8 protein-coding genes are annotated in these 11564 nt (G+C 70.5%); 2 read left to right on the top strand and 6 right to left on the bottom strand.

Annotated elements, in window-relative coordinates; translation table 11 throughout:
• The first annotated feature begins 12 nt into the window (after positions 1–12).
• Positions 13–1710 carry a methyl-accepting chemotaxis protein gene (locus tag FV233_RS09010; protein ID WP_147897277.1) on the top strand — a complete coding sequence of 566 codons (1698 nt, stop codon included), beginning with the start codon at positions 13–15 and terminating at the stop codon, positions 1708–1710.
• Between the two features lie 230 nt (positions 1711–1940).
• Here the strand turns inward: FV233_RS09010 and FV233_RS09005 are convergent, their stop codons facing one another.
• A complete protein-coding gene (locus FV233_RS09005; RefSeq protein WP_147856924.1) occupies positions 1941–2162 on the bottom strand; it encodes a hypothetical protein in 222 nt (73 codons plus the stop codon).
• Positions 2163–2234: 72 nt separating this feature from the next.
• Positions 2235–2456, bottom strand: a complete 222-nt coding sequence (locus FV233_RS09000) for a hypothetical protein (protein WP_147856925.1) — start codon at positions 2454–2456, stop codon at positions 2235–2237.
• Between the two features lie 320 nt (positions 2457–2776).
• Between FV233_RS09000 and FV233_RS08995 the strand changes: the two genes are divergently transcribed.
• The gene (locus FV233_RS08995; RefSeq protein ID WP_147897273.1) at positions 2777–4135 is read left to right on the top strand and encodes a UDP-glucose/GDP-mannose dehydrogenase family protein; all 1359 of its coding nucleotides are present in this window, start codon (positions 2777–2779) and stop codon (positions 4133–4135) included.
• Between the two features lie 121 nt (positions 4136–4256).
• Here FV233_RS08995 and FV233_RS08990 read toward each other — a convergent pair whose 3' ends face one another.
• From FV233_RS08990 to FV233_RS08975, 4 genes are all read right to left on the bottom strand, one after another.
• Positions 4257–5084: a response regulator transcription factor gene (locus FV233_RS08990; RefSeq protein WP_147856888.1), complete on the bottom strand. Its 828-nt coding sequence runs from the start codon at positions 5082–5084 to the stop codon at positions 4257–4259.
• A 963-nt stretch (positions 5085–6047) separates the two neighbouring features.
• Complete coding sequence (locus FV233_RS08985; RefSeq protein ID WP_147856887.1) at positions 6048–7211, bottom strand: glycosyltransferase family 4 protein; 1164 nt, start codon at positions 7209–7211, stop codon at positions 6048–6050.
• Between the two features lie 211 nt (positions 7212–7422).
• Positions 7423–9831: a polysaccharide biosynthesis tyrosine autokinase gene (locus tag FV233_RS08980; protein ID WP_147897272.1), complete on the bottom strand. Its 2409-nt coding sequence runs from the start codon at positions 9829–9831 to the stop codon at positions 7423–7425.
• A gap of 137 nt (positions 9832–9968) precedes the next feature.
• Entirely contained in the window at positions 9969–11300 is a 1332-nt protein-coding gene (locus FV233_RS08975; protein WP_147855405.1) for a polysaccharide biosynthesis/export family protein, read from the bottom strand.
• Positions 11301–11564: the final 264 nt, after the last annotated feature.

Below are 11564 nucleotides of genomic sequence, written 5' to 3'. Positions count from 1 at the left end.
GAATCTTTCCATATGAAAATATTCGAGAAATTCAAGATTGCGTACAAAATGTGCGTGCCGATCTTTATCATGGCGTTCATGAGCGTCGGGACAACCTATTATACGCTCAGTATGTTGGGGGATATCACCGAGCGTAACCACGTGCTGGTGGATTATTACGTCGCGCGGTTGGAGGCGTTCTCGCGGGTTCGGCAGAACGTGCAGACCGCCGGCCTGATGAACCGCGCGATCATCATCGGTCAACCGGACAACGAGATGTCCGACTTCGAGAAGGCGTATCGCGATGCGGTGAAGGGCACGGCGGACGACATCGCGACGCTCGCCGCGGGCGCGCTGAAGAAGGAGGTGCGGGACCTGCTGCTCGAGATCGGCACGATCGCGCGGGAGTATTACGACGTCCTCGACAGATCCAACGCGCTCGCGTTGAAGAACGATCGGGCTGCCGCCACGCAGCTGGCCATGGTGACGAGCCAGCCGGTCACGAAGCGGTTCGACCAGACCGCGCGGGTCTACGAGGGGCGGGTCGATGCCCGGCTCGCCGACGGAAAGAACGCCACCGAGGCCGCGGCCAAGCAGGCGCGTCTCGTCCTGATCGGCTCGGTGGCTGCGGGCCTGCTCGCCGCCCTGGCCCTCTCGGGCGCCATCATCGTGTTCGGCGTGACGCGGCCCCTCGGCAGCCTCGTGGCCGTCCTGCAGCGTATGGCGAAGGGCGAGATCGACGCCACCATCGCGGAGGCGCGGCGCGGCGACGAGATCGGCGCGGTCGGTCGCGCGGTCGAGCGCATCAAGGAGAGCGTCGCCCGCAGGGCGGCCGAGGAGGCCGAGCACAAGCGGGCCGCCGATGCCGCCGCCTCCGCTGAGCGCAGGCGCGCCCGGCTGGACCTGGCCGAGGGCTTCGAGCAGGCGGTCGCCGGCATCGTCGAGCAGGTCGCGTCCTCGGCCACGGAGCTGCAGGCCACAGCCCGGGCGATGACGGACATCGCCCAGGAGGCCGGCACCCAATCCGGCGCGGTGGCGACGGCGGCCGAGGAGGCGGCAGCCAACGTCACCACGGTCGCGGCCGCCACCGAGGAACTCGGCAGCTCCATCCAGGAGATCGGCCGGCAGGTGCAGGGGTCCACCGATCTGGCCCAGAGGGCCGTCGGCGAGGCCGACCAGACCGCCGCCCTGGTCGCCGAGCTGAGCGCGGCGGCCACCCGGATCGGCGACGTGGTGCAGATGATCTCGGCGATCGCCAGCCAGACCAACCTGCTGGCGCTCAACGCCACGATCGAGGCGGCCCGCGCCGGCGAGGCGGGCCGGGGCTTCGCCGTCGTGGCCTCCGAGGTGAAGGAGCTGGCCGGCCAGACCGCCAAGGCGACCGAGGAGATCGCGAGCCAGATCGGCCGGATCCAGGGCGTCACCGGCGAGGCGGTCGGGGCGATCGGCACGATCACCGGCCGGATCCGCGAACTGAACGGGGTGGCGAACTCGATCGCCGCCGCGGTCGAGCAACAGGGGGCGGCGACGCGGGAGATCGTCCGCAACATCGCCCAGGCGACCGCCGGGACCAAGGAGGTGACCAGCAACATCGTCGGTGTCGCGGGCGCCTCCGAGCAGACCGGGGAAGCCGCCGGCCAGGTCCTCTCGGCCGCGACCGGCCTGTCCCGCCAATCGGAGCGGCTCGCCGCCGAGGTCGACCGCTTCCTGGCCACCATGCGGGCGGCGTGACGGCGCCGGGCGGTTCGGGCGCTCCAACCCGCCATGCTGTCCCTCATCCGCCCCCCTTCAGGGCCGCCCTGGCCCAGCGTGGGAGACGGTGGGCGTGCGTCCTTCGGCGGGTCGAGCCGCGACCGACCAGACGGCGCGCGGTCTGCCGGGGGATTCGCCGGGCGGGGTGAGCCGCCTGCTCGATCCGTCGTGCGGTAAGAGTGTGGTCCGGGCCGCAGGATCGCCCGGGTTCAGGCGGTACGCGCCAGGCCCATCCGGTCCTGCATGACGCCCGGCATCGTCCGGAGCTTGAGCGCCGCGACCCGGTTGTGCCGCGCCATCGCGCGCAGGGCCTCGGCGGTCTCGGGATCGCCGCTCTCCGCCAGGGCCTGCGCGGCTTGCGCCAAGCCGGCGGCGGTGGCGTCGGCCAGCGCGGCGACGCGCGGATCGGGCGAGGACGTCGGTCTGGCCATGGTTGTCCCTGATCGAAGGCGTCCCGATCCTCCGAACGAAGGGTTAACAACCGGTAAAGGCCGCGCGCCGGTTCATTTGCGGATCGGAAAGCGCCCGACCAGCCATCCGGCCTCGTCCCGCACCAGCAGGGTCCAGGGCGGCCCCGGATGCGCCTCGGCGATCTCGTCGGCCATCTCGGCGATGACGCTGCGCGCTTCGAACAGGGCTTCCTCGAGGTCGGCGGCCTCGACGCCCGTCGGGTCGTGGAGCGTGATCTCGGCGTTGGCAAGCTCGAAGTAGAAGCGTGCGGCCAAACGGGCTCTCCCCTACGAAAATCCTCGAGAGAGTTCGTCCCTGCGATCGTCTCCGTCTAAACCCCGTAAGATCCGGCCTAATAGAAGAGAAAAAGACTTAGCTTTTAGGCTGCCTGGTCTCTTGCCTGGCCGGAGAACACCGCGGAGGCGGCCGGACCTAAGCCTAGCGAGGTATCCGGCCGCCCTTGGGGCCCGGCAGCCCCGCGGACCGCGCCCGTACCCCGTCCCGCCGACCGGCCCTACGCCTAAGTCATGAGGTGCCGCCCCGCCGCCGCCGCCGTAGACCGGACTCACAGGACGCGCGGTGCGACGAGGCGAGCATGAACATCACGATGGTCGGGTCGGGCTATGTCGGGCTGGTCTCCGGGGCGTGCCTGGCCGATTTCGGCCACAGCGTCGTGTGCGTCGACACCAATCGCGACCGGATCGACGCGCTGAATGCCGGGCGGATCCCGATCTACGAGCCCGAGCTCGGTGCCCTCGTGGCGGAGAACGTCCGCCAGGGCCGGCTGTCCTTCGTCGCCGACCTGGAACTCGCCGTCGCGGAGGCAGACGCGGTGTTCATCGCGGTGGGGACACCCTCGCGGCGCGGCGACGGCTTCGCCGACCTGTCCTTCGTGTATCAGGCGGCCCGCAGCATCGCCCGGGCGCTGACCCGCTTCACCGTGGTGGTGACGAAGTCGACGGTCCCGGTGGGCACCGGCGACGAGGTCGAGCGGATCATCCGCGAGCTGCGGCCGGACGCCGACTTCGCCGTGGTGTCGAACCCGGAATTCCTGCGCGAGGGCGCGGCGATCTCCGACTTCAAGCGCCCGGACCGGATCGTGGTCGGCACCGAGGATCCCCGCGCCGAGGCGGTGATGCGCGAGGTCTACCGGCCGCTCTACCTCAACGAGGCGCCGATCCTGGTGACCTCGCGGCGCACCGCCGAGCTGACGAAATACGCCGCCAACGCGTTCCTGGCCGCCAAGATCACCTTCATCAACGAGATCGCCGACCTCTGCGAGGAGGTCGGCGCCGACGTCCAGCAGGTCGCCCGCGGCATGGGGCTGGACAACCGGATCGGCGGCAAGTTCCTGCATGCCGGCCCCGGCTACGGCGGCTCGTGCTTCCCGAAGGACACGCTGGCGCTGGTCAAGACCGCCCAGGATGCCGGCACGCCGCTGCGGCTGGTCGAGACCGTGGTGGCGGTCAACGACCAGAGGAAGCGCGGCATGGCCCGCAAGGTGATCAAGGCCTGCGGCGGGGTCCGCGGCAAGACGGTCGCGGTGCTGGGGCTGACCTTCAAGCCGAACACCGACGACATGCGCGATGCGCCCGCGCTCGCGATCGTGGCCGGCCTGCAGGATGCCGGCGCCCATGTCCGCGCCTACGACCCGGAGGGGATGGAGCAGGCCCGGCCGCTCCTCCCGGGGGTGGACTTCGGGCAGGACGCCTACGCGTGCGCGGAGGGGGCGGACGCCCTGGTGATCGTCACCGAGTGGAACGCGTTCCGGGCGCTGGACCTGCCGCGGCTGCACGCCACGATGCGCACCCCGGTCCTGGTCGATCTGCGCAACGTCTACCGGCCCGAGGAGGCCCGGCTCCACGGGTTCGCCTATACCAGCGTCGGCCGCGCCGATGAGCCTGCCGCGTCCCGGGCCGAGCCCGCGGCCCGGCCGCTGCTGGCCGTCGGCTGAGGCGGCCACCGTCTGGAACCGGCCGCCCCGCGGGGCGGCCCGGCTCAAAACAGAGCGCCGTGCCCGATCGCGGATGGATCGGGCACGGCGCTCTGTCGGGGCCGTCGCGGCCGGGGGGCGGTCAGGCCGCGGGGGCCTTCATGGCGGCCAGGCTCGAATCCTCGCGCAGGAAGTACTTGTTGGTCAGGTACGCGACCTCGGTGCGGTTCTTCGCCTTCAACTTCTTCATGATGTTGCGGACGTGAACCTTCACCGTGCTCTCGCACATGTTCAACTCGTAGGCGATGATCTTGTTCGGCGTGCCCTTGCGCAGGGCCCGGGCGACGCAGAGCTGGCGCGGGGAGAAGATCTCGTCCTCGCCGGGCTCGACCGGCTCCTCGACCTTGATGCTGGCGAGAAGCGGGAACAGGCACTCCGCCGGGATGTAGACGCCGCCCGCCTGGACGAGCTGGAGCGCCTGCAGGGCGATGTCGACCGACGTCGTGGTCGGGATGTAGCCCTTCACCCCGAGCTTGATGGTCCGCACGATCTGGTCGAGGTTCTCCCCGTCCGAGATGACCGCGACCGGGGGCGCGTCGATCTCGCCCTGCAGCAGGGCCAGCTCCCGGGTGACCTCGGCCCACTCGGTCTCGGACAGGTTGCCGTCCGGCCGGCACAGCACGACCACGTTGGCGGCCACGAACGGGGTCTGGCGCTTCCAGGACTCGATGTCCGGGAACACCTCGAACACGGTGTCCTTGTCGGCCTCCCGGAGGGACGCGGCTAGGCATCGACCGACGAGTTGCCGGCGATCGATGATCACGATGCGGTTCGTGCGGACCAGGGTGGGGTCCCGCTGCTCGATGACGGCGGAACCGTCACCGCCCTGCGCTCCCGGAAAGCCGCTGCGGCTCCTGGGACTATCCCGCTCAACGATGACGCGCTCGTCTCGAGTACCAAGACTGGCCATAGGAAGTTACCTCCTTTCGCAGGAAGCCCGTTGTCAGGCGAGGGCGCGGAAACCCACGAACTCGCCGTCGACATGACACTGGCGGATTGCGATCTGTTCGGCGCCTTATTGGATGGCTCTCGATGACCGTGGATATAATGCTAACTTTCGTAAAATCAGCTGTAAATACCCTATCTGCTCCGGTTTGATTAAATTTCTACGCATATCAAAACAGTCACAAACTACGTACGTAGCTACTGACGCAGTGGCGGCCGGTGCGGATCGTAGATCTCGTCCCGCATTCGTGCGGTCTTCTGGTGTCTGTTTCGGTTCATTGCGACCGATCGACCGTATCTGGGTGGTCGATCGGAAGTTTTTAGCAACCAAAAGACCGAAACGCCGCGGTGGCTATTTCCGCCGCGGCGGCCCGCCGGCTCGGGGATCGGATTCCGGCGCCGGATGCGGCGTTGGCCAAATTGTTTAGCCTATTCGACCGATGTCTAATTGCCCCGCCTATCTCGCGCTCCAGCGCGGTGGCGAATCCAGTTTTCGTCGCTGAAACTGGGTTGAGGGACTGATTTTGTAGACATGATGACGGTTTGGGGGCTCGAACCGCTCGTCCGGCGGCGAATCACCCCCGAATCAGGGCTTTCGGAGGCCGGTAAGCCGCAACTTGAGCCGATCGATTCGCGTGCCCGCGGCCGTGCCCGTCGGAACTACGTAACCCGGGCCGCCCGATCCGGGCGCACCAGGTCCGCTGAGGGCTCCGCAAGTTCGAGGCAGTCTCACGTCCATAGCGCGACAGGCCACTTTTCCCGCAGCGGGAGGCAACCCGCACGACCTCCTGCGCCCGTGTCGGCCCGCCGGATGTGAGAGTCCGTCAGCATCCCGTCGCGGGGTGGACGATGCGCCCGAATTCGGGCTTGGCCCGCGTCAGGCAGCGCGGCCCGGCCCGTTGAGCCGCGCGCCCCGCGAAAAAGCCAGTCAGGCGACCCGGGCGAGCAGGTCGCGCATGCCGTGGACGTCGACGAAGTCCGAGGTCGCCCGGGTGGCGAGCCGGCCGTGCATCGCCGCGTAGGTCGCGCCGTCGAGGCCGCGCAGGAACGCGATGACGGCGTCCTCGAGCGGTTCCGGGAAGGCCCAGCCGAGCTGCTCGGCCACCGCGTAGCGGCCCGTGGCGGTCTCGGCGCGCGCCAGCGTCAGCGCCCCGCACAGGCCGCCCTCATAGAGCCGGTTCGGCAGCAGCCAGTCCGAGTTCAGGCCGTCATCCAAGCAATCGACCGCCCAGCTGAAGTGCACGCCGCCGTAGATGTCGGGCAACTCGCCCGGATTGGCGTAGGGGCCGCGGAACGACATGTTCGGATGCCGGCGCAGCGTCTCCGCGAAGGTCTGCGGGTCGATATCCTCCTCCGAGAGCCGGCCGGCGATCACGATCCGCACCGCGTCGCCCAGCGCCCGCGCCACCGCCGCCAGGATGGTCAGGCTCCGGCGGCAGCGCAGGGTGCCGAACCAGCCGATGACCCAGGGCGGCCCGGCCCTGCGGTCGCGGTCGATCCGGTGCGCCACCTCGGCGAGGCGGTGCGCCATGACCTTGTTCTCGAGGAGGTGCCACGGGCCCGAAAAGCCCTGGACCGGCCCGAAGTAGCGCCCCACGAAGTCCGGCGCGCTGACCACCAGGAGCGCGCTGCGGCCCAGGATCCAGCGTTCCACCGCCCGGGCGACCCGCCCGACCCGGTCCGGCCGCACCATCAGGCGCTGGATGTCGAGCACCTCGTAGACCAGCGGCGCCCGGCCGCCCGCGAGCCGGGTCGAGGCCCAGGCCACCAGCGCCATGTCGAGGTTGCGCACGTAGACCACGTCCGCGGCGCGCAGGTCCCGCCACCGGGCGAGCGCCCGGACGATCCCGAGCGCGAGCATCGGGAGACGCCGTCCGTAATGCCGGTCCACGGTCTGCCCGAGCGGCACCACGTCGCCGGCGATCCCGGGATCGGCGAGGCCGACCCGCGCCCGCACGAACATGTACTCGACCACCGACCAGCCGGTCTCCCGGATGGCGCCGACCCGCTTCCGGATCGTCGGCTCGATCCGGTCGTGGCCGAAGAAGGCGACCCGGCCGAGCACTGCGGTTTCAGGCTGGGGCTGCATCATGGCGTGCCGCACCCGGCTTCATGGACACAGGACGGACGCTGGCGCCTTGGCCTCCCAGCGTTCCCCCTGATCGGGCACGGGTGTGAGCCCGTCGGTCGCTTGCCCCACGCGTTGCGATGCGACGAACGCCGGAGCGGCCGCGGACGGGCTTGCGCGCCGCACCCGTTCAGCCTTCCTTGCGCCGGCGAACCCGACGCCGCGCGGAACACCGTCACGCGGAGGCTCCTGCATCCGTCGCCTCGGCGCCCGGGCGGCGGCGCCAGGACCGGGCGGCCCGGGGCTGGGCGGACGGCCGCATCGCCGCGGCGCGGCGGACCAGGGCGTCCACCAGGGTGCCGCGCCGGACCGCCGGCGTGGCGTTCGTCTTGTTGAGCACGACGCCCAGGACGGTGCAGCCGCTCGATTCCAGGTCCTGGACGGCCGCGATCACGTCGTCGATGTTGGTCTTGCCCGCCTCGGCCACGAGGATCACCCCGTCCAGCATGTCGAGGAGCGGCCGCAGGGTCGGCAGATCGTCGGCCGAGGGCAGGTCCACCACGATGCGGTCGAGGTTGGTGCGCTCGTCGCGGACCAGGCTGGCGATCGCCTCCGGGGTCATCAGGTCGCTGAAATGCGGGTCGCCCGGGTGGAGGCTGCCGCAGGCGAGCAGGCGGACGTCCCCGGGCTGGGGCCGGACGGCCTCCTCGGCGCAGCAGCGGCCGGCGAGGACGTCGAGGAGCCCGCGCTGGTCGGAGGCCTGGCTGAGCCGCGACAGGGTCGCCTGCCGCACGTCGGCGTCAATCAGCAGGATCCGGCTCGCGGAGGCCGCGCGCGACCGGGCGAGCAGCTGGCTGAAGTTGCTCGCGAAGGTGGTCTTGCCGGTGCCGGCCCCGACCGAGGTCACCCCGATGGCGAAGACCGGGCCGCGGCGGTCGTTGCCGATCAGGTGCGACTTCAGGCTGTGCAGCCGCTCGACGAAGATCGATTGCGGCATGTACCGCACCGCGCCGGCCTTGAACGCCTCGACGCTGGCCGGCCGCAGGGCCTCGTCGGCGTGGCTCTGCGCCAGCGCCAGGGCGGCCCGGTAGCCCGGCTCGCGCCGCAGCTCGGGGAGGGCGGCCAGGCAGGACAGGCCCTGGCCGGTGATCTGCCCGGGCGACCGCAGGGTCCGGTCGAACCAGTGCCGCGCGAAGGCGGCGCTGACGCCGAGGCCGGCCCCGACCAGCATGCCGAGCATCACGATCAGGCCGCCGCGCGGCGCGCTCGGGCGCTCCGGGACGGTGGCCGGGGTGATCACGTGCGCGGAGGGCTGCGGGTAGGATTGCTGGTTGACCGCGTCGATGTAGCGGCTGAGCAGGTTCGTGTAGATCTGGTCGTAGGTCTCGGCCGCCCGGTCGAGCTCCTTCGCCTTCACCCGCGCCTCGCTGGTCACCAGCGTCTTCGAGATCAGCGCGTCGAAGGACGCCGACATGCTGTCCTCGCGGGCCTTGGCGACCTCGTAGTCCCGGTCCAGGGAGGCGGCGAGGCGCTCCAGTTCGGCCCGCAGGGATTGCTTGGCCGCCAGCACGTCCTTCTGGATCGCCGTGACCGCGTCGTGGTCGGGGCCGAGGCGGCGCTTCAGGTCGTCGGCGCGCTGCACCAGGTCGACATACTGCTTGCGCAGCTGGATGATCACCGTGTCCTTGAAGGCCTCGGTGATGCCGGGATCGGCGATATCGGAGGCCAGCAGCGCGCGGATCTGGTCGCGGGTCGAGCGGGCGTCCACGGTCCTGGACCGGGCGGAGGCGACCGCGGTGTTGAGTTCCTCCAGCTGCTGCTCGCCCACGAGGCCGCGCTTGCCGAGATCGATGATGGCGTGCTCGGCCTTGTAGGTCTGGGCCTCGCGGGAGGCCGCGCTGGCGCGCTGCTGCATCTCCTTCAGCCGCGGCAGGATCCACTCGCCGGCGACCTTCCAGATCTGCGACCGGTTCTCCAACTGCGTGGCCACGTAGGCGTCCGCCACCGCGTTGGCGACGGCGGCCGCGGTCGTGGGGTTGTCGAGGCTGTAGCCGACCTCGATGACGTAGGCCGCGCCGATGCGGGCCGCTTCCAGGTTCTCCCGCACGGTCGCGGCCTGGCGCTCGTCCGGGCCCACCGCGACGCCCGGCTTGGGAGCGGGGGAGAGGCCGATCAGGCCGGCGACGAACAGCTTGACCGCGCCGACGCCCTCCCGGACCCGCGCCACCAGCGGGTGCGGCGGCACCGACAGGTCCTGCGTCGGCGCCAGGCCGAGCCGGTGCACCGCGGCCAGGGCGATCTTCTCGGAGCGGATGTACTCGACCTGGCTCTCGACCTCGGGGATCTCCAGGGGGGTCGCGGCGCCGGGCGTGTCGCGGGCCGTGACCGGGCTCGACCGGCTCTCGATGTAGACCCGCGCCCTGGCGGTGTAGATCGACGGTGCGGTGGCGACGTAGATGATCGCGGCGATCAGCCCGACGCCGCTAAGCGCCAGGATCGACCGCCAGTTCCGCCGCATGATCGTCAGGATCGCGACCTGGGAATCGGGATCGGGCGTCCGTGGCGCGTCCCGCCACGGCCTGCCGGCGCCGGTGCCCACGGGGTCGGCCCGCAGGAAGGCCGCGCTGGTCGAGTGTCTGTTCATGGCGTGTCCCTCACCGGGGCGGGGTTTGCGCATCGTCTCGGATCCCGGATCCTGAACGACGCGCTAAGCGCTTGTTCTGGAATATTTTTTCCCGAAGGCCGGCGGTCGCCGTCCGGCGCGATGGGCATCCGGTGGCGTCAGTTCTGGCCGGCGCCGTCGCCGATCCCCCGCATGGCGGGGTCCGGCTTGAGCACCACCTCCACGACGTCGCCCGGCTGGAGCTCCATGTCCTCGGCGGCGTCGACCGCGCTCGGGGTGGTGCTGTTGGGGCGGAAGACGGCGATCGACGCCCGGGCGCGGCTGCCGGACAGGAGCTGGCTGCGCAGGGCGCCGGTATAGACCAGCTTGTCGTTGATGCTGTTCAGGCGCGAGCGGAGCGCGGTCAGGTTGTCTTCCGAGACCTGCAGTTTCTCCATGGCGTCCAGGGCCTGCTGGTCGTCGACCCGTTCGAGCTTGCGGGTCAGCTCGCCCTTGTCGCGCTCCAGCTGCGCCACCTGGACGGTGGTCTGGAGCGCCCGGGTCGAGGACAGCAGCACCGCCCGGCGGGCATCCGTCAGCCGCGTCGTCACGACGGCGCCGCGCTGGAACAGCGCCCGCACCGCGTCGTAGTCGTCGGCGTCGGCGGTGACGCCCTCCTTCTCCTTGGCCTGCTGCTCGGTCAGGCTGACGAGCTGGTTCTGGGAGCGGGTCAGCGCGCGCTGCAGGTGCTCCTTCTCCTTGGCGACGTCGGACATCTGCACGCGCAGCTGCTGCTCGGCGAGCTTCTGCGCGACGCTCGCCCGGACCGGCGGGACGTTCGGGTCCGCCCCGGCCGGCGCCGCCTTGTCGGCCCGTGCCGCCGCGATGACCGCCTTGAGCCGCCAGACGTTGGCGCTCTCGCGGGCGATGCTCGCCCAGACGCTGTCGTACTCGGCGCGCAGGTTGGCGCTCTCGACGACCGGGTTCTCCATCCGGAAGCGCAGCAGGTTGTAGCCGCCCGCCAGCGCCACCGCCTGCCGGACGGTCATGCCCGGATGGAACGGGTGCTCGCCCTGCTTGGTCACGTCGCCGCTCAGGTAGACCGGCTGGTACTTCGCGATCCGCACCCCGATCTCGTCGGGCTCGATCACGGCGATCGATTCCTTGCCCTCCGCGTTGCGCTGCCGCACCGCCTTGGCCGGCAGCGCCTTCTGCAGGGTCTTGCGGAACTCCGAGACCGTCAGCCCGACCGCCGGCACCTCGCCGAGAAGCGGCACCATGACGGTGCCGTCGATCCCGACCGTGGCCTCCTGCTTGAACCCGGGAATGCTGAGCGCCGTCACCTCGAGGGAATCGCCCGCCGCGATCCGGTATTCGGCGAAGGCCGGCTGCGCGGCCAGCGTCAGCAGGATCGCGGCGCTCGCTGCGAAGACTCTTCGCAGCGACGCGCCGCTGCGGACGGGCTTACCTGCGAAGACCTCGGGACAGGCCGGATGGGACCAGGTGTTCAACGCGTCGTCCCTTCATGCTCGGGCACAGCTCAGCCTGCATGATGCGCAGCGGCGCAGTTCGCCGGGACTCGTCCAAAAGGAGGCCGGCGTTCCGCTTCGGCGCGGCGCCTTGCGCCTTTCGAGGTAGGCCCCCGGGGGCCGCGCCGCCCCGGGGAAGCGCGGTGCGCCTTTCGGGGGAGGACCGGTATCGAAAGCCTGGGTTCCCGATCGTCCGCAGGTCCGCGCAGTTTTGCCGCACAGAAGTTCGGCAAAAGGAGCTGCGGG

The organism is Methylobacterium sp. WL7 (genome assembly GCF_008040085.1).
GTDB classification, from domain to species: domain Bacteria; phylum Pseudomonadota; class Alphaproteobacteria; order Rhizobiales; family Beijerinckiaceae; genus Methylobacterium; species Methylobacterium mesophilicum.
Note: the sequence above shows the minus strand (reverse complement) of the source record. Positions and strands in the feature narration are given on the sequence as shown.